This is a genomic window from Dactylosporangium sp. CA-233914 (assembly GCF_050942935.1).
In the GTDB taxonomy this organism is placed as follows: Bacteria; Actinomycetota; Actinomycetes; order Mycobacteriales; family Micromonosporaceae; genus Dactylosporangium.
This window is the reverse complement of the sequence record NZ_CP192030.1, coordinates 12,562,475-12,579,916: the sequence shown is the minus strand read 5'-3', so window position 1 is coordinate 12,579,916 and position 17,442 is coordinate 12,562,475. Positions and strand designations below refer to the sequence as shown.

Annotated in this window: 22 protein-coding genes; 14 read left to right on the top strand and 8 right to left on the bottom strand. The window is 68.1% G+C overall.

Going from position 1 to position 17,442, the window contains the following annotated elements:
* The first annotated feature begins 15 nt into the window (after positions 1-15).
* The 7 genes from ACQPY0_RS56345 (at position 16) to ACQPY0_RS56315 (ending at position 5,696) form a co-directional block, all read left to right on the top strand.
* A complete protein-coding gene (locus tag ACQPY0_RS56345) occupies positions 16-1,380 on the top strand; it encodes a UbiD family decarboxylase (RefSeq protein ID WP_432974671.1) in 1,365 nt (454 codons plus the stop codon).
* A gap of 1 nt (position 1,381) precedes the next feature.
* Positions 1,382-2,554, top strand: coding sequence for an amidohydrolase (locus ACQPY0_RS56340; RefSeq protein WP_432981308.1), 1,173 nt, complete (start codon positions 1,382-1,384; stop codon positions 2,552-2,554).
* The gene (locus tag ACQPY0_RS56335) at positions 2,551-3,135 is read left to right on the top strand and encodes a UbiX family flavin prenyltransferase (RefSeq protein WP_432981305.1); all 585 of its coding nucleotides are present in this window, start codon (positions 2,551-2,553) and stop codon (positions 3,133-3,135) included. Before ACQPY0_RS56340 ends, ACQPY0_RS56335 begins: the two co-directional genes overlap by 4 nt.
* Before the next feature lie 161 nt (positions 3,136-3,296).
* Positions 3,297-3,815: a hypothetical protein gene (locus tag ACQPY0_RS56330; RefSeq protein WP_432981302.1), complete on the top strand. Its 519-nt coding sequence runs from the start codon at positions 3,297-3,299 to the stop codon at positions 3,813-3,815.
* A 136-nt stretch (positions 3,816-3,951) separates the two neighbouring features.
* The gene (locus ACQPY0_RS56325) at positions 3,952-4,155 is read left to right on the top strand and encodes a hypothetical protein (protein WP_432981299.1); all 204 of its coding nucleotides are present in this window, start codon (positions 3,952-3,954) and stop codon (positions 4,153-4,155) included.
* A 6-nt stretch (positions 4,156-4,161) separates the two neighbouring features.
* A complete protein-coding gene (locus ACQPY0_RS56320; protein WP_432981296.1) occupies positions 4,162-4,650 on the top strand; it encodes a hypothetical protein in 489 nt (162 codons plus the stop codon).
* Between the two features lie 272 nt (positions 4,651-4,922).
* On the top strand, positions 4,923-5,696 hold the full coding sequence (locus tag ACQPY0_RS56315; RefSeq protein ID WP_432981293.1) for a phosphotransferase: 774 nt from the start codon (positions 4,923-4,925) through the stop codon (positions 5,694-5,696).
* Positions 5,697-5,847: 151 nt separating this feature from the next.
* Here the strand turns inward: ACQPY0_RS56315 and ACQPY0_RS56310 are convergent, their stop codons facing one another.
* The 5 genes from ACQPY0_RS56310 to ACQPY0_RS56290 form a co-directional block, all read right to left on the bottom strand.
* Positions 5,848-6,636 (bottom strand): septum formation family protein, encoded by a 789-nt coding sequence (locus tag ACQPY0_RS56310; RefSeq protein ID WP_432981290.1) that lies wholly within the window; start codon positions 6,634-6,636, stop codon positions 5,848-5,850.
* A gap of 237 nt (positions 6,637-6,873) precedes the next feature.
* Positions 6,874-7,554 (bottom strand): DUF4386 domain-containing protein, encoded by a 681-nt coding sequence (locus tag ACQPY0_RS56305; RefSeq protein WP_432981287.1) that lies wholly within the window; start codon positions 7,552-7,554, stop codon positions 6,874-6,876.
* Positions 7,555-7,713: 159 nt separating this feature from the next.
* Entirely contained in the window at positions 7,714-7,938 is a 225-nt protein-coding gene (locus ACQPY0_RS56300) for a helix-turn-helix transcriptional regulator (RefSeq protein WP_432981284.1), read from the bottom strand.
* Between the two features lie 3 nt (positions 7,939-7,941).
* Entirely contained in the window at positions 7,942-8,361 is a 420-nt protein-coding gene (locus tag ACQPY0_RS56295; protein ID WP_432981281.1) for a hypothetical protein, read from the bottom strand.
* A 160-nt stretch (positions 8,362-8,521) separates the two neighbouring features.
* Positions 8,522-8,872 (bottom strand): DUF1622 domain-containing protein, encoded by a 351-nt coding sequence (locus tag ACQPY0_RS56290; RefSeq protein ID WP_432981278.1) that lies wholly within the window; start codon positions 8,870-8,872, stop codon positions 8,522-8,524.
* 313 nt (positions 8,873-9,185) lie between these two features.
* Between ACQPY0_RS56290 and ACQPY0_RS56285 the strand changes: the two genes are divergently transcribed.
* Together ACQPY0_RS56285 and ACQPY0_RS56280 are read left to right on the top strand one after the other, a co-directional pair.
* Positions 9,186-9,332, top strand: coding sequence for a hypothetical protein (locus ACQPY0_RS56285; protein WP_432981275.1), 147 nt, complete (start codon positions 9,186-9,188; stop codon positions 9,330-9,332).
* Between the two features lie 9 nt (positions 9,333-9,341).
* The gene (locus ACQPY0_RS56280) at positions 9,342-10,019 is read left to right on the top strand and encodes a hypothetical protein (RefSeq protein ID WP_432981272.1); all 678 of its coding nucleotides are present in this window, start codon (positions 9,342-9,344) and stop codon (positions 10,017-10,019) included.
* A 111-nt stretch (positions 10,020-10,130) separates the two neighbouring features.
* On the opposite strand, the gene ACQPY0_RS56275 is transcribed toward ACQPY0_RS56280, so the two are convergent.
* Positions 10,131-10,364, bottom strand: coding sequence for a hypothetical protein (locus tag ACQPY0_RS56275; protein WP_432981269.1), 234 nt, complete (start codon positions 10,362-10,364; stop codon positions 10,131-10,133).
* Between the two features lie 135 nt (positions 10,365-10,499).
* Between ACQPY0_RS56275 and ACQPY0_RS56270 the strand changes: the two genes are divergently transcribed.
* On the top strand, positions 10,500-11,843 hold the full coding sequence (locus ACQPY0_RS56270; RefSeq protein ID WP_432981266.1) for a helicase-associated domain-containing protein: 1,344 nt from the start codon (positions 10,500-10,502) through the stop codon (positions 11,841-11,843).
* 19 nt (positions 11,844-11,862) lie between these two features.
* Positions 11,863-12,822 carry an IS1096 element passenger TnpR family protein gene (locus ACQPY0_RS56265; RefSeq protein ID WP_432981263.1) on the top strand — a complete coding sequence of 320 codons (960 nt, stop codon included), beginning with the start codon at positions 11,863-11,865 and terminating at the stop codon, positions 12,820-12,822.
* 40 nt (positions 12,823-12,862) lie between these two features.
* On the opposite strand, the gene ACQPY0_RS56260 is transcribed toward ACQPY0_RS56265, so the two are convergent.
* Positions 12,863-13,639 carry a DUF6585 family protein gene (locus ACQPY0_RS56260; protein ID WP_432981260.1) on the bottom strand — a complete coding sequence of 259 codons (777 nt, stop codon included), beginning with the start codon at positions 13,637-13,639 and terminating at the stop codon, positions 12,863-12,865.
* Positions 13,640-13,847: 208 nt separating this feature from the next.
* Here ACQPY0_RS56260 and ACQPY0_RS56255 point away from each other — a divergent pair, with 208 nt between their 5' ends.
* Both ACQPY0_RS56255 and ACQPY0_RS56250 read left to right on the top strand, forming a co-directional pair.
* Positions 13,848-14,288, top strand: a complete 441-nt coding sequence (locus tag ACQPY0_RS56255; RefSeq protein ID WP_432981257.1) for a hypothetical protein — start codon at positions 13,848-13,850, stop codon at positions 14,286-14,288.
* 43 nt (positions 14,289-14,331) lie between these two features.
* The gene (locus tag ACQPY0_RS56250; protein WP_432981254.1) at positions 14,332-14,967 is read left to right on the top strand and encodes a TetR/AcrR family transcriptional regulator; all 636 of its coding nucleotides are present in this window, start codon (positions 14,332-14,334) and stop codon (positions 14,965-14,967) included.
* Between the two features lie 64 nt (positions 14,968-15,031).
* Here the strand turns inward: ACQPY0_RS56250 and ACQPY0_RS56245 are convergent, their stop codons facing one another.
* Entirely contained in the window at positions 15,032-16,033 is a 1,002-nt protein-coding gene (locus tag ACQPY0_RS56245) for a LacI family DNA-binding transcriptional regulator (RefSeq protein WP_432981251.1), read from the bottom strand.
* Between the two features lie 133 nt (positions 16,034-16,166).
* Here ACQPY0_RS56245 and ACQPY0_RS56240 point away from each other — a divergent pair, with 133 nt between their 5' ends.
* Entirely contained in the window at positions 16,167-17,417 is a 1,251-nt protein-coding gene (locus tag ACQPY0_RS56240) for an ABC transporter substrate-binding protein (RefSeq protein ID WP_432981248.1), read from the top strand.
* The last annotated feature ends 25 nt before the right edge of the window (positions 17,418-17,442 follow it).

Below are 17,442 nucleotides of genomic sequence, written 5' to 3'. Positions count from 1 at the left end.
AGTAAGCTGCGTGTCATGACGGATGATGAGCGCTGGAGTCTTCGCGGTCATGTGCGGGCGTTGGAGGGTGCTGGGCGGCTGGTCAGGCTGGGCCGGCCCGCGGACCCGGATACGGAGGTGTCGGCGTTGATGGCTGAGCTGGATCGGCGGCGTCTGGCGGGGGTGTTCGAGGTGGTGGGCGATTCCCGGTTCGCGTTGGCGTACAACCTGTTGGGTAGTCGTGACATGGTTGGGATCGCGCTGGGTGTGGCTGGTGCGGAGGTGGCTGACGCGTTCGCGCGTGGGGTGGGCAGTCCGGTCGATCCGGTGGTGGTGGCTGGTGGTGCGGCGTCGCAGGAGTGTGTGCTGGAGGGTGCGGACGCTGATCTGGGGTTGCTGCCGGCGGTGGTGCATTCGGAGTTTGATGCTGGGCGGTATATCACTGCTGGGATGGTGTTGACCCGGGATCCTGAGACGGGGTTGCGGAATATTTCGTTCAACCGGATGTGTCCGGTGGGCCCGCGGGCGGCGGGGATTCGGATGATGCCGCCGCAGCAGTTGGGGCAGATCCAGGCGAAGGCGGAGCGTCGGGGTGAGGATCTGCCGGTTGCGGTCGCGGTGGGGATGCATCCGACGGCTGGGTTGGGTGCGGCGGCTTCCCCGCCGTTGGGCCGGGATGAGTTGGCGATGGTTGGTGGGTTGCGCCGGGAGCCGGTCCGGTTGGTTGCGGGGGTTTCGGTTCCGATCGAGGTGCCGGCTGAGGCGGAGTTCGTGATCGAGGGTTGGGTGCGGTGTGGGGTGCGGGAGCCGGAGGGTCCGTTCGGTGATTTTCTGGAGTATTACGTGCCGCGGATGGACAATCACCGGTTGGAGGTCACGGCGATCACGCATCGGCGGTCGGCGGTGTATCAGACGATGCATGCGGGTTCTCGTGAGGATGTGCAGATCCTGGGGGTGAGTCGGGAGGTCGATATTGTCGAGGCGGTCCGGCGGACCGGGGCTCGGGTGAGTGCGGTGCGGTTGCAGCCGACGATTCTGGGTGCGGTGGTGGCGATCGCGCCGCGGTATGCGGGGGAGGGTAAGGCGGTCGCGATGGCGGCGTTGGGGGCGTATCGGTGGCTGAAGTATTGTGTGGTGGTCGATGCCGATGTTGATGTCGACAGTGGTGATGATGTGTGGTGGGCGGTCGCGACCCGGACGGCGTTGGATCGTGATGTTGTGGTGGTGCCGCATGCGGGTGGGTTCCCGCGGGATGAGAGCGGTATGCATGATGCGCGGTTGATCATCGATGCGACCGTGCCGCTGGACCGGGCCGAGCACTTCCACCGGCGGCTGCCGCCCGGGCACGGCCGGGTCCGGCTTGAGGACTTCCTGGCCACCGCACGCGGGACGGGTGCGTAGCGTGGATACGCAGTTGCGCGAGCAGGCGAAGCAGTCAGTACGCGAGCGGGTCGCGAGCCTGGGCGAGGTCGCACTGGACCTGTCCCACCGCATCCACGCGCACCCCGAGCTCGCGTTCGAGGAGCACTCGGCGTCCGCCGCGCTGGCCGGCGTGCTCGACCAGCACGGCTTCACGGTGACCCGGGGCGTTGCCGACCTGCCGACCGCGCTGGTCGGTTCGGCCGGCGGTGGTGAGCTGGTGGTCGGGTTGTGCGCCGAGTACGACGCGCTGCCGGAGATCGGCCATGCGTGCGGGCACAACGTCATCACCGCCGCGGCCGCGCTGGCCGGTATGGCGCTCGCGCCGTCGGCTGACAGTTTGGGTCTTACGGTGAAGGTGTTCGGGACACCGGCGGAGGAGCGCGGCGGCGGCAAGATCATCATGTTGGGTCGTGGTGTCTTCGACGGTGTGCACGCTGCGCTCATGGTCCATCCGACGCCGCATGACATGGTGCGTCCGACGATCGCCGCGCATTGCGGCCTGGATGTCGAGTTCTTCGGCGAGACCCCGCCGGCCATGGCGCCGGAGCAGGGTCGCAATGCCGGCGCGGCGGCCACGCTGCTGGAGGTCGCCGTCGGGCTGCTGCGGCAGAGCATCCGCTCGACCGACCGGCTGGCGGGATATGTCCGCTCCGCGGGGACGGCCTCGAACGTCATGCCCAAGTACGCCGCTCTGTCCTTCTCGCTGCGCTCGGCCACCGATGAACGGCTCGCCGAGCTGATCGGCCAGGTACGCCGCTGCGCCGAAGGCGCCGCCCTGGCCACCGGCACGGACGTCGAGATCCGTGAACACACCCGCTACGGCGCACTGCGACATCACGCGGGCATGGGCGAGTACTACCGGACCAACGCCGAGCGCCTCGGCCGGGTGTTCCCACCGGTCGGTGCGCAGGACGCCGAGCGCAGCGCGTCCACCGATTTCGGCGACGTGTCCGCTCGCATCCCCGCCATCCATCCGCTGGTCGGCATCGACGCGCAGGGGGCGAGCAACCACCAGGCGGCCTTCACGGCCTACTGCGCCGGCCCCGAGGGCGACCGGGCCGTCCTCGACGCCGGGACCGCACTGGCGCTGACCATCGTGGACATCGCCACCGACCCGGACCTGCGTGACGAACTCATGGCGGCCCGGCCGTGAGCGCCCGCCGGCTGGTCGTCGCGATGAGCGGCGCATCCGGACTGCCGTACGGCGTGGCGGCACTACGAGCCCTCCGCGAGCACCCGGACATCGAAAGCCACCTCATCATCTCCCCCGGCGCTCGCACAGCGGTGCCACACGAACTCGACCTCAGCATGGCCGACGTCAAAGCACTCGCCGACGTCGTCCACAGCGACAGCAACCTGGCCTCAGCCCTGGCGAGCGGCTCGTTCCGGACCATCGGGATGATCGTGGCACCCTGCAGCATCAAGACACTGTCAGCAATCGCCACGTCGTACTCCGACAACCTGATCGCCCGCGCCGCCGACGTGACCTTGAAGGAACACCGCCGTCTCGTTCTACTGCTCCGCGAGACCCCTCTGCACGCCGGGCACATCCGGCTGATGGCCGACGCCACCGCGAACGGCGCGATCATCTACCCACCGGTGCCAGCGTTCTACACCCGCCCGACCTCGATCGACGACATGGTCGACTACACCGTCCGCCGAGCACTGGATCTGTTCGACATCGACACCGGCGACGCCAAGCGGTGGCGCGGCGTCCCGGAACTGGATGCGTGACACTCATGAATGGAAGGATTCGCCGGCTCGGTGACGGCGTGCCAGCGTGAACGAGCACCGTTCGACGTTCGTGTCCCTGACTGGAACGGCCGGGCGGGGCGGTAGTTTTCGCCTGCTTCAGGTATTCGGTTAGGCTTGCCCGACAACCGTCGATCTGGAGTGTGTTCGCGATGGCGTTGTCAGAGCTTGCTGCGGTGGAAGCGGCGTATCAGGTGTTGCACTCACTGGATGCCGCCGGCCGTCGGCGGGCGTTGCAGTGGTTGTCCGACGCGTTGGGCGCCGAAGGACCAGTCATGGAAGCCGAACCCGAGATCGCCGCGGCGGCGGGGCAGGGCAGCGGTGAGCCTGAGCCGGAACGCTCACCCGCCACCAAGGCGGCGCCGACCCGATCCCGGCGCCGACCCGCGACCGTCGAGGCCGCAGCGGCGGAGACGCCGGCGACGGAGATCGCGGAAGGCCGTCCACGGCGAGTCCGGGCGGCCAGGCGGGCCGCCATGCCGGTGGAGAGCCGCGAGCGAGCCTACCGGCGAATGCCACCCGCCGAGGATGTCATGGCCGCCTACCAGCAGGTCGGTAGCATCAGCGGCCTCGCCGATCACTTCAACGTTCCCCGGTACACCGCGCAGGGCTGGGCCCAGCAACTGCGCAAACAGGGCCACGCCATCGGCCGAGCCACATGAACGCGCCGCAGCCGAGCAGCTGTGGATGACCGCTCCTGCGGGGGAGGGCTCGGCGGGCAACCTCAGCCGGCTCAGGCACCATTGTTGCGCGCGACCTGGCCGGTCTTCGCACCGAACTCCCGGCAGCCCTGGAGGCGTGCGCCGCGACTGGGCTGAAGAACAGGTCGAGCCGCTGCGCATCGCCGAGATGACTTCTGCCAGAAGTCGATCGATTGTCGGGCCGGATGCGATCGTCCGGGCAAGCGAGCGCGGTCAGGATGCTGGTTTGTGGCCGCTGGGTATGCGGACGTGGGAGTGGGCGATGGCCGGGTTCAGCTTCAAGCGGACGTATAACAAGTAAGTGCCGATGAGCAATGACGATGCTGAGGTACGTACCGTGCTGGGTGCGTACCTGCGCGCCTTCATGCTTGGACGCCTTGATGAGTCCGCTGTCCTGCGTGAGGAGTTCGACGCCCGTGACGGCGGCGACGACGAGTTCGCCGGCATGATCGACGCGGTCTTCACCGTCGTGGTCCGCCGTGTGTTTCGGCCCCCCGTCGACCCGTATGGGATCAAGGGTCTCGCCGACCGCTGCCGGGCGCGCTTTGGCGAGGCGGTGCTGACCCATGAGATGCAGATGCTGATCCGGTACCGCCTGGGCCCGTCCGACGCGCCGGCGCCCACCGTTGCGTTGGAGGACCGGGTGCTCATGCAGTTGCTGGCCGCCGACCAGCTTGTCGGCGAGACCGGGCTGAACGACGAGATGGACGCTCTCATCGCCGAGGCGGAGGACCTGGCTGCGTACCGCGGCCAAGGTCCGGACCGGCTCGTGCGGGCGAGCGCTGGGCCGTGCTGACTAGTCTGGATCTTGGATGGCGGCGCAGGGGGTCGAACCGCTCTGCAGCAGGGTTGTCCGGGCTTCTGACCTCGGCCCGATTCCATGCCTCGGCGAGAAGATCATCTCTTGCGGCAGGCCTCGGTGATCTTGTCACATTTTGGTCCCCGGTGCCGGCGCCAGCCCGGAGAACCCGCCGAGCAAGACGATCGGCTCATCGCGCGGGTCGAATGTCGCCATCGGCTTCCGAAATTCGGTATCGCTGTCGCTGGACGCCCGGTATGAATCACCAAATGAGCGAAGAAACCCTGCCGGGCGGCAACACCGTCGGCGCCGTGCGGATCGGTGATGTCGTCCACAAAGTGGCGTCGCCCTGGACGCCGACGGTGCACGCGTTGTTGCGGCATTTGGAGGAGGCTGGCGTCGACGGCGCCCCAAGAGCACTCGGCTTCGACGACCAGGGCCGCGAGATGATCACCTATCTGCCTGGAGAAACGGTCGGCGGCCGCGTTCCCTGGCCCGGGTGGGCCTTCGCTGACTCAACGCTCGTGCAGGTTGGTCAATGGCTGCGACGCGTTCATGACGCGACAGCCGACTTCACACCGCCGGCGGATGAGAGATGGTTCGCCGGTTCCGCGATGCAACCCGGGTTGATCGTCGGCCACCAGGATGCGGCTCCGTACAATGCGACGATGAACGGCGACCGGCTGGTCGGCTTCTTCGACTGGGACACGGCGGGTCCGTCGTCACGGGAATTCGATCTGGCGTTCTCGATACTTTCCTGGGTGCCGATCTACGCGCAGGGTGCGGCCGAGGAGTTGGGCTTCCGCAACTTCAAGGACCGGTCCCGTCGCCTTCATCTCCTGCTTGACGCCTACGGGTACAACAGCGATCGACACGCCTTCCGGGCCGTAATCGCGCAGCGCGCCCGGCTACAGGCAAGCGTCATTCGTGACATGGCCGAAGCCAAGGACCCAGCTGCGATCGCTCTCCTGCCTGTCGCTGGCAACCTCGAAACGTCCGCGGCGGAAGTCGAGATGCTGCCGGACGACTTCTGGACGCGTTGACTCGCGTCCGGCACGGTCAGCCTCCACACCGAACAGAGCCGGGTACACCGCGAATCGTTGCCCAGCACTGGAGGCTGGATCGATCGCAGAATCACGGTCACATCGCAAGATCCGGTTCACTGATCTGCCGCATGGCGCGGCGCGCAGGATGTCAGAGGTTGACTCTCAGAGACTTCGTCACGCGGTTGTCAGGGCGGGTCACGATGTAGCAGCGGGCCGTGCGATCGCCGAGGGCCCACCGCTCCGGATTGCCGCCTGTCGGGATGACGACCAGGTCGGTGCGATTCTCGAACCTCGACTGTGACTCGCCCAGGAACTTCGCTGCCTTGGCGTTGCAGGCCTGCGTCACCTCGCGGGTCAGCTTGGTCATGCCCGGATGCGGGACGTCCGGGCCGACGTCCGGGCCGACGTATTCGCCGTTGTGGGGCCGGGCGCAGTCGATCGGGACCAGACGGTCGATGGTCTTGTACCAGCCTTGCCCGTCCGGGGTGGCGAGGACGTCCATACAGGTCAGCGCCAGCGGGCGAGTGCCGCGCAGGCCGTCCTTCAGGCTGCCGGTACGCAGCCGGGAAGTGAAGTCGTCGGCGGAGAACTCGAACAGGGCGCAGCGGTACTCGCGGGCGCCCGCGATCCACTCCTCCGTCGACGGGACGATGACCGCCAGGCCCAGGCGGCCTTCGTGCCAGTCGGCGCCGACGTACTCGCGGGCGGCCGTGTCGCAGTCGGTGAAGACCTCCCGGGTCTTGTTCTCCGGCGGTGTCGTGAGCAGGCCGACGCGGATGATCTCGGCCTGGTGCTCGGCGGCGCAGTCGACCGGGTTGAGGGTGGCGGGGCGGTAGTCGTACGCGCCCAACGACTGGCCCGAGTGGCACATGCCCGCGGCCGGCAGGGCGATTGCGGAAGGCGAAGCCGCCGCGGCACTGGCGGTCGATTCGCCCACGGGCTGCGCCCCGTCGCATCCGGCCAAGCTCAGCAGTACCACCGCCGCAATCATCCTCAACCGCATCTGATCATGATTTCGGATCGCAGCGGCGAGACAATCGGCGGTACGGTCGTTCGCCGACCAACAGATGGCGATTGGCTGGCGACACCAGGCGAAGTACGTCATCTGCCTGACGTACTTCACCTGGTGAAGTGAGACGGTTTGGGCTACTGATGCGTGAATCAAAGCAACGCTTCAGCTCGCCACCGGCGTCGGCGTGTGAACGGTTGGCGGCGCTTCGTCCAGTGCCTGCCGGCGAACGCCGCGGACGAGCAGGTAGCCGACCATCCAGAACTCGCCTACGGACGCGGGATACGCAAGTGCCTCGGCGACGACTTGTGCGTCAGGGACGAGGTATCTGATGAACGCACTGAGCACGTACAGGACACCGCCACCGACGAGGATCCAGCCCAGGACGCGGGGCATCCAGCCCGATCGCAGCACGCACCAGCCCATGGGGATGAGCCACAGGCCGAAGAACAGTGCTCCCACGCCCCACAGGCTGTCGCTGATCAGGTACAGGACCTGGACGTTGGCCGCCGCGTCGCCGACCGGGTCGACCGATATCCCGACCGCCGTGGCCAACACTGCCGCGCTCACGAGGCCCACAATCGCGTTGACCAGGCCGAAGGCGGCGATCCCGCTCGCGGTAAAGGAGTCTACGGTGCGGAACAGGCGATAGAACCAGACGGCGGCGAGGGTCTGGGTGACGACCATGCCCAGCTCCAAGGCAACGCCGGCGCGGGCGAGCGACTCGTGCGTAACCAGGTTGGCCAGCGTCGCATTGGGGTCGTCGGCTGCGAAGAGCTGCGGGCGGACAATAAGGAACCCGAGTATGCCGGTGATGGCATTGCCGAGGTAGAACAGCCCGGTCATGCGGGCGGTACGTGTCAGCGCGTGCATCGTGGCTCTTTCTCGATCCGGGCGAGGTGCAGGCCGAGGCGTTGAGGGGTTTGCACGATCTCTCCTTGATTTCGGGTGCGTGGAACCGGGCCGCGAGGCGGTTGCCTCGCGCGCCGTGTCACGTGGTGGGGTTTACTCGTGGGTGTCGGGGTATCCGAAGACGTCGTCGAGTGGCACCTGGAATACCCGCGCGATCTGGAAGGCCACCTCCAATGACGGCGAGTAGCGGCCCTGTTCGATGGCGATGATGGTCTGGCGGGTCACCCCGATGTGGTCGGCCAGTTCCGCCTGGGTCATCTCCCCGTGGGCGAAGCGCAGCGCCCGGATCGAGTTGGTGACCCTGGTCGGCTTGCCCATGGGCTACCAGCCCCGCCGGTACGCGACGATCTTCACCACCGACGAGGCCAGCGCGGCCAGGACGAACGCCAGGTAGAGCGCATGGGCGATCCAGAAGTGATCGACCTTCGCCATCGCCAGGACCAGCGGCACGATCGCGGCGATGCTCATGACATAGAACCCGACGTACTCACCCCGCCGGTTGATCTCCCGATCGCGCTCGTCGGTCCGGTCCGCATCCTTGGGTGAGGCCATGGCGGCCACGATGGACAGGACGATGCCCGCGCCGATCCCGGCGCCGATCGCAGTGAGCATCGGCCCCACGTAGGCGATCCTCGCCACGTCCGTACCCGGCACCTTGGACAGGACGGTCGCCAGGTAGGCGACCGGGACGACGACGCCGACCAGGGCGGAGATCCAGGTGCGCTTCTCCTCGGAGGACATGTCCGGCTCCCATGTACGAAAAACTTGACATGTCGAAGGTAAAGCGATCTCGACATGGTGTCAAGAATCTTTAACACGACCTGGGGCTGGCTCGCACACCGGCGATCGAGGGCGGCCGGCCGGCCTGAGGCCTCCCCCGGCAAGATAGGCCGTTCTTGATCTAGGACGCGGCAGTGTCGCGCTTCTGCCATGGCCATCGCCCGCTCAGCTCGACCTCCAGCGAGAAGCTCAGGAAGGTGCGGATGAGGACGATCGACGCCAGTATCGCGACGCCGATCAGACTGGGTGAGGCGGCGACGGTACGGACGATGTCGCCGGCCACGAGCAGTTCCAGGCCGAGCAGAATGGTCTGGCCAAGCTGCTGGCGGAAGCGCCGGTAGACATCACGCTCGTGCCGGGAGAGCCGGACGGCGCAGGCCGCGAACGCGAGCGCTGCGCCGGCCAGGATGACCACGACCCCTGCGGCATCGATAGTCATCCCGATCTTCTCGATCACGTCGTTGTAAGCCATCTCGCTCTCCTTCGACCTGTCCGTCCGACGGGATGGTTGTCGTGCTCCAGGTTCGGACACCACTGGTTGGTCTCGGCGCTGAGAAAGCCGTAGAAGCGAAGCCGCGGCCGGCGGCCTTCCCTGGAACACGCCACCGACTTGCAGCCTCACGAGCAGCGCGACGCGGACACATCACCCGAAACGGGCAAGGGACGAGCGGTGACCACTCGGCCACACTGACCGAGTGGGTCTACCTGAGCACAACGCGGCCCGCGCGCGGCGGGGTGAACCGACCTCGCGTGGCATGGCATACGCGACCGGGAGGACCGAGAACATGGCACACAACGCGCCTGCTCCGCAAAACGGCGAGCATGCCAGCGCGTTTGCCGTCGCCCCGTACCGCGTGACCAATGCCGCGTTCGTGGCGGCCACCGGGTACCTCACCGGCAATCTCGGCTTCCGCTACGCGGGCCCGGCCTGACGGAGCACCGTGCCAGCGACGATCGGACAGCCCGGCCAACCGCCCCGGCCGCCCCGGGCGGCGGGAGTCGCCGGCGTCGTCTTCGCCGCCCTGCTCGCCGCCACCGTCGCCCTCATCCGCATCGTGTTCCCGGCACTGCCACCCGACACGACCACGTGGCACGCCGCCACATTCGGCCGCACCGCCCTGCGGGTGGCGCTGGCTCTGCTGCCGTTCGTCGGCATCGCCTTTCTGTGGTTCATGGCCGCGCTGCGGACCTACATCGGCGCGCGGGAGGACAAGTTCTTCGCCACCGTGTTCCTCGGCAGTGGACTGCTGTTCGTCGCGATGCTGTTCGCGCTGGCCACGGTCGCCGACAGCATGCTCTCGGTCGCCGACACGTCACCCGGCGGACCGCCACCGCAGCTGTGGCGCTACAGCCACCACTTCACCTTCACGCTGCTGTCGAGCTACTGCATGCGCATGGCCGCCGTCTTCACCTTCTCGACGACCACGATCGGGCATCGCCTGAAGCTGTTCCCACGCTGGCTGGTGGGGCTGGGCTACCTCGTCGGCGCCATCCTGCTCGTCGTCGTCACCCGAGTTCCCTGGTCCGAGCTGGCATTCCCGTTCTGGGTCCTGGCCGTCAGCTGCCGCATGCTCTCCGCGCGGCCCGCCGTCGGCGTGACCTCACGTAGCCGGCTGTAACGTGTGCGACGAGCAAAGCGTCGACACCCTCAGGGTAGAGGTCGGTGACGTCGGTCACCTCGCCTGGGCTTCAACACGGCGCCCGCCCGTTTGCCGTCAGGCTGGTCCAGGTCACGCGGGCCGCGCATCGGACTTTCGACGTGCGGCTCGCTCGGCGCGGTGACGCTCGGCTGTGCGTGCGATCTCCTCGATGGTCTTGACCTCATCGGGGCGTTCGCGGCCGAACCGCTTGGCGTACAGGTCCTCGAGGTACTGGGGTAGCGGCGCCTTCCACGGCTCCTGCCGGTGGTTGTCGAGTTTACCGAGCTTGGCCGGGTTCAGCCCGAGTTCGCGCGCCATCTGCACGTGTGCGTGTGATACATGTTCACCGCGGCAGCGTACCGCTGCGACGGTCTGGTGGCCGAAGTTGGTCGAGCACCTCGAGGCCGCGTAGAGGAGCACGGTCCCGGGCCCGTGGCGCTCCCAGTACAGTGGCCGGCTATGGGTGTGCGGGGCAGTGCGGCGGATGTCGACGAGGACTGCCGGGTGGTGCGGCTCACCGAGCCGGAGGCGCTGGCCAACGTGTCGGCGGTGCTGCAGTTGTGCGGGGCGGGGAAGTTGCGGTGCAGCGAGAAGACCCAGCGGCCCGCGGCCGCCACTGTTGCGGCGGTGGCCGAGGTGCTGGCCGGCGGAGACTTCTACGCCGCGGAGCCGATTGCGGCGTTCGCCTGGCCGCTGCTGGTCCAGGCCGGCGGGCTGGCGGAGTTGGCCGGTGGCCGGTTGCAGTTGACGGCGAAGGGTCGCACGGCGTTGGGTCGGCCGGCGGCGGAGACGGTCCGTGGGCTGTGGCGCTCCTGGGTGAGCAAGGCGATCATCGACGAGTTGAGCCGGGTTGAACACATCAAGGGCCAGCGCACCGCCAACACGCTGACCTCGGCGAAGACCCGCAGGCAGACCGTGGCCATGGCACTGGTCGGTTGCCCGGTCGGCGAGTGGGTACCGGTGGACGACCTGTTCACCACGATGAGTAGCGGCGGCCTGTCTCCCACCGTGGCGCGCAGCGAGCGGGGGCTGTGGCGGCTCTACATCACTGACCCCGAGTACGGGAGCCTCGGCTACGCAGGCTTCGCGGACTGGCCGGTCCTGGAGGGCCGGTACACCCTGGCCGTGCTGTTCGAGTATGCCGGCACGCTGGGATTGTTCGATCTCGACTACACCGACCCGGTCGGGGCCCGCGACGACTTCCGTGACAATTGGGGCACCGACGATCTGGACTATCTGAGCCGGTACGACGGTCTGCGCGCGGTCCGGCTCAACGCGCTGGGCGCGTATGTGCTGGGCCTGACCGGTAAGTACGCGGCACCGTCCAATGTGGACCGGGTGCGGCAGACGCTCAAGGTACTGCCCAACCTGGACATCGTGGTCACCGGAGACCTCCCACCGGCCGACCGGCTGATGCTGGACACGTACGCGGCGCAGACCTCGGACCGGGTCTGGGCGCTGCGTGAGGCGTCGCTGCTGGCCGCCCTGGACGCTGGACGCGGCCTCGACCAACTCCGCCAGTTTCTCACTGCCCGCGCCCCACACGACCTGCCCAACCCGGTGACCACGCTGTTCGCCGACGTCGAGGCGCGGGCCGGGCGGCTGCGGAACCTGGGCATGGTCCGGTTGATCGAGTGCGCCGATCCCGCCTTGGCCACACTCATCGCCGGCGATCGCCGATTGCGCGGCCGGTGCCACCGGGTCGGTGACCGGCACCTCGCCGTCACGATCGACCGGGAACCTGAATTCCGCAAGGCGCTGCGGGCGCTGGGATACATCCTTCCGTCCGACACTCCAGCCTGACCAGTAGAAGGATCACCGCATGCCAACCATGCATTCAGTCCCCGGGCCGCGCGCGACGGTGTACCAGATGGCCTACTTCCCTCCGGCGGAGTACGAGGCGGCGTGGTCTCATGGACTGCTGAACGCCACTAGCTACCGGCGCCATGCCGACTACCGACGCGAGACCGAACAGGCCCTGCGGGCGATGGCCGAGCGGGGCGGCTCCGGGATCCGGGTCGTTGCGCTGGACGTGCCCGACCTACTGGCGTACGCGCAGCGGAGGGGAAAAGATCCGGCGCACCGGCAGACCCGCCTGGCGTACACGGGCTGGCTCCACGAAACCGGCCGCGCTGCGATCGACTGGCCGCCGGAGCGTAACGGGCCCTGCTGGTGTGGTTCCGGCGGCAAGTACAAGAAGTGCTGCGGCTCGCCCGCCTTTCTCGGGGTCGAACCGCCCGACCCGGCATCGCTGATCCTGACCATCGAACTCGACGGTGTCACACCGCGGGTGTGGCGGCGCGTTGCGATACCGTCCAACACGCCGCTGGACCGGGTCCACCTGATGATCCAGGACGCCATGGGGTGGCAGGACAACCACATGTACGTCTTCGAGACCGACGAGTTCACGGTCATCGACCCCCGCTCGGACTCCGACGAGATCCCCGCCGACGGCAAACGGCTGGTCTCCATCGCCGGCGACCGCGGCGCCCGATTCGCCTACGTCTACGACTTCGGCGATGCGTGGGGGCACACCGTCACCGTCGACGAGATCCGGCCAGGCGGCCCGGACAACGTCTTCACCGTCCTGGACGGTGGTGGGGCCTGCCCACCCGAGGACGTCGGCGGCGTCGCCGGATACCAGCAGCTGCTCGCCGCGTACGCGGACCCGGCCAGCCCGGACCACGACGACGCGGTCGACATCCTCGGGCCGGATTTCGACCCGGCCGCTCTGCGCTCTGGTGAAGCCGAGCGCGCGGTATCCGGGCATGCGGCGTTGTAGGGAGGTGGCGAGGATCGTCGACCTCGGAGCACATCGTGGATCAATGGAATTCGGCGTGCAGGCCGCTGCCCAGTGCGTAGAGGACCGCGAAGTTCGGGATGCCGCTGACCGACGTCCTGATCAACGGCTGTGACTGGCCCTCTATCGCGATCTCCAGCCGCGCGTTGTACACGATCCGGAAGTGCCGCACTTGCGACCACGGCACCGTGCGGCCGGCCGCCGTCACCCCGTTGCGGTGCAGCGCGACCGGCCCGAACGCCACCGTCTGCCGGTCGGCGATGCGGCGCACGGCCGTCGGGAGCTGCGCCTCCAGGACCCCCTGCTCGATGTCGCGGCCCCACTGCTCGGGCCGGACGAACGACGGGCCCCGCACGGCCTCCGATACGCCGAGATCCGGTCCCGGACCGTTGGAGGTGTCGCCGAGGGTCACGGCCACGCCCTCGGGCCCGGCCAGCGTGTACGCATGCCAGGTCCGGACGGTGCCGTTCTTGCGGCTCTCGACCACCCGCCGCAGCATGCGCAGCGAGTCCCAGCGGTACACGAATCGCCGGCCGTCAGTGGCGGTGAACGCCAGGCCGTGCTCGTGCAGGTCCAGGCGCGCCCCCTTGCCCCGTCGCGCCGCGCGGACCTTGCTCGCCGTGACCACGGTCCAGGTCACGGCCAGCCCCGCGGTCACCAGGCCGACGCCCCAGTTTTGGGACACGAGTGTCACGAACACCATGAACGCGAGCCCGGCGCCCGCGAAAGCCGTGCCAATCCACGGCTCGGGGTTCGGGGGGTACGACTCGCGCAGCCCGCCGAGCTGATCGGCCGTCATCACACCTCCCATTACCTAGCCATCGCTAGACAATTGACACTGTAGAACATTTATCTAGTGGTCGCTATACAATGTGGTCATGAGGGTGGCTCCGTCAGCTCGACGGGACCTGACTGACCAGCTTGGCCGCACGCCGTCGCTGTAGAAAATTCTTTAGGGATCGCTATAGTATTCGCCGGTGCTGGCGAATCCCCCGATGTGCCCGCGGGTGCGCGTCATCTTCCCGATCTTGGCCGTGCTCGCCGTGCTGATCCTGGCCGTGGCCACCGTGGCCATCGCATACTTCCAGTTCGTCGTGAGGAGAGACCCCTACGAGGCCAATGTCACCGCTGTGCGGAGCCTCGGGACGCCGGTCGGGTTCACGCCGAAATCCGAGACGAGGCTGGACTCGGGATCGGTTCGGAAGGAGTACTCCGGCTGCGCGGCCCCCTGCGACCGCGAAAGCCTGCAGGGCAAGGCCGAGGCGGTCCGGGACTGGCTGCGGTCGATGTCCGGCGTCCAGAGGGTGGGCACCGTCGATGCTGAGAACTGCCTCCCCAAGGGCGGCTGCCCGATCCCGTTGCAGACGGGCCGACAGCCGGAACTGTCCAACGCCTGGCTGATCCTTACCCAGGCGGGGGAGGTCATTTTTCGGGTCGACTTCGGGTAGCGGCCGCGGACTGCTTCTCTAGCCGTCGTTATACAATGCATCGATGGCCCCGAAGCGAGGACGGCCCCGGCAGTTTGACCGGGATGTCGCGCTGCACACGGCGGTGATGCTGTTCTGGGAGCGCGGATACGAGGCGACCTCGATCGACGACCTGTCCGCCGCGATGGGGATCGGGATTCCCAGTCTGTACGCCGCATTCGGCAGTAAGCGGAAGCTGTTCGACGAGGTCGTGGCGGAGTACACGCGGCTCTATCGGTCGTTCATGACGACGGCGATCGCCGAGGAGCCGACGCTGACCGATGGTGTACGGCGGCTGCTGCACGAAGCTGCAGAGGCTTGCACACGACCAGGGTTGCCGCGCGGCTGCCTGGTCATCAGTGCGGCGACGAACACCACCTCGCCCGAGGTGGAGGAGGGGCTGCGAAAGCTGCGCACCGACGGGGTCGATGTCCTGGAAGGGCTGATTCGGCAGGCAATCGACGCCGGGGAGCTACCCGCCGACACGGATGCCCGCGCACTTGCCCACTATGTCTGCGCGACCCTGCAGGGCATCGCACAGCAGGCGCGGGACGGCGCGGAACGGGGCACGCTCGAGTCGATCGCGGCGCTCGCCATGCACGCCTGGCCGACCACGGCACGTAGGCGCGGCAAGGCGCCGACGCGTGCCCGTCCCGCGTAGTCACGCCTGCAGCGCCCGCGAAAGCCGCCGCAGTGGACCTTCACGCGCGGCACCGCTGCGCGGGTCAGGCGACCGTGCTTTCGCGAACGACGAGGGTGAACGGGGTGACGATGTCCTGCGGGTCCTGGACGCCGTCGTGGACTGCGGCCCGGGCGAGGTCGATCGCCGCTTCGGCGATCGCCGCCTTGTCGGGGGCGATCGTGGTCAGCCGCGGCGCGGTGTAGTTACCTTCATCGACGCCGTCGAAGCCCACCACGGCGATGTCGCCGGGGACGCGCAGGCCGCGGTCGCGGGCGGCGCTGAGCGCGCCGATGGCGAGCAGGTCGTTGAAGCAGAAGACGGCGTCCGGCGGCTCGGGCAGATCGAGCAGGCGGCGCATGGCGGCGGCGCCTTCGGCGCGGCTGTAGGCCGCGGCCCGCACAGTCAATGCGGGATCGGGCGTGATCCCGGCGGCCCGCAGGGCGCCGAGGTATCCGTTGAGGCGTAGCGCGGCGGTGCCGTGCCGGCCGGGCTGGTCGCCGATGGCCGCGATCCGGCGGCGGCCGAGGTCGACGAGATGCCGCGTCGCGGTTGTCGCGGCCGCCACGTTGTCGATGGCGACGTGGTGCGCCGGTGCGTGCAGGGCGCGTTCGCCGAGCAGGACCAGGGGAGTGCCGGCGGCGGCTTGCGCGAGATCGGTGGGGCGCAGGTCGATCGGACTGATGATGATGGCGTCCACGAGCGAGCGGTGCGCCATGTTGATGACGGTCATCTCCTGATCCCGTACGCCGCCGGTCTGCTCGATCAGGACGGTCCAGTCGTGCCGTGCCGCGGCGCTCATCACCAGCCCGCAGAGTTCGGCGAAGTACGGGTTGGCGAGTTCGGGCACGGCGAGGGTGAGGAACCCGGTGCGGCCCTTGCGCAGGTTGCGGGCGCCGATGTTCGGGACGTAGCCCAGGTAGTCGATGGCCTCCTGAACCCGGCGGCGGTTCTCCTGCGTCACGAACTCGTATCCGTTGACCACATTCGACACGGTCTTCACCGAGACGCCGGCGCGCGCGGCGACGTCCTTGAGCCTGGCGACCATCAACCATCCTCGCTTCCGCCTCTGCCGAGTCACGGTACAACGTTGTAACGAATTTCTCCAAGAGTCTTTACAACGTCGTTCCAACGATGGAACATCGCTGCAATCTCCCGAGCTGGGACGGAAGGTCGACCCTATGAGATCACCATGGAAGATCGCGACAGTCCTCGTCGCGGCGTTACTGACGGCGGCCGGATGTGGCTCGAGCGGGGCAGGCACGGACGACGGTACCGTCTCGCTGAGCCTGTGGACCGGCTTCAGCGGCCCGGACCGCCCCGCCTACGAGGCGCTGGTCAAGCAGTTCAACGACAGTCACCCCAAGATCAAGGTTACGATGGACGTGCAGCCCTGGGACGCCATCGGGCAGAAGCTGCCCGGCGCCTGGGCCACCGGACAGGGCCCGGACCTGGCCACGCCGAACTTCGACCCCGGCGTGCTGTTCACCTACGCGAAGACGAACTCGCTGCTGCCGTTGGACGAGGCGGTCGGCGACGGTGACGGCAAGCTCAACACCTCACTGTTCCCGAAGGCGGCCAACACCGCGTTCACCATCGACGGCAAGCTGTACGCCGCACCGGCCAACATGGCGACCCTCGTCCTCTACTACAACAAGGCGATGCTGTCCGCCGACGGCGTTGCGGTGCCGACGACGGCCGACGAGTTCGCCGCCGCGGCGAAGAAGCTCACCAAGGTCGACGGCGGCAAGGTCACCCAGTACGGCATCTCGCTCGCCGATCACTCGACCATCCAGATGTGGCCGATCCTGCAGTGGATGAACGGCGGCGACATCGTCGACGCGAAGGGCTGCGCCACCATCGCCCAGGCCCCCAGCGTGCAGGCGCTGCAGAACTGGGCCGATCTGGTGGCCAAGGACAAGGTGAGCCCGGTCGGGCAGACCGGCGCCGACGCCGACACGCTGTTCTCCGCGAAGAAGGCCGCGATGGAGATCAACGGCCCGTGGGCCGCGGCCGGATTCAAGACGGCCGGGATCGACCTCGGCATCGCGGCCATCCCGGTCGGCGCCGGTGGGCCGGTCACGCTGGCCTCGACGGTACCGCTGGCGATCGGCAAGTCCACCAAGCACAAGGCGCAGGCGCTGGAGTTCCTGGCCTGGTGGACCGGCAAGACTGCCCAGGCCGCCTTCAGTGACGCGTCCGGGTTCCCGCCGGTGCGCACCGACGTCACGTCGAGCAACCCGGTCGTGGCGCCGTTCGCCGCCGGGCTGCCGCACGCCCGGCTCTACCTGCCCGGCCTGAGCACCTCCGCCAAGATCGATACCGATGTCTACGTGCCCCTGATCGGCAAGATCACGCGAGGGGAGCCGGTCGAGCCGGCGGCGAAGGCCGCCGCCGAGGCGATCAACAAGATCACCGGCTGCAAGCCCTGACACGCAGGCCAGTCCACCGCCTTCG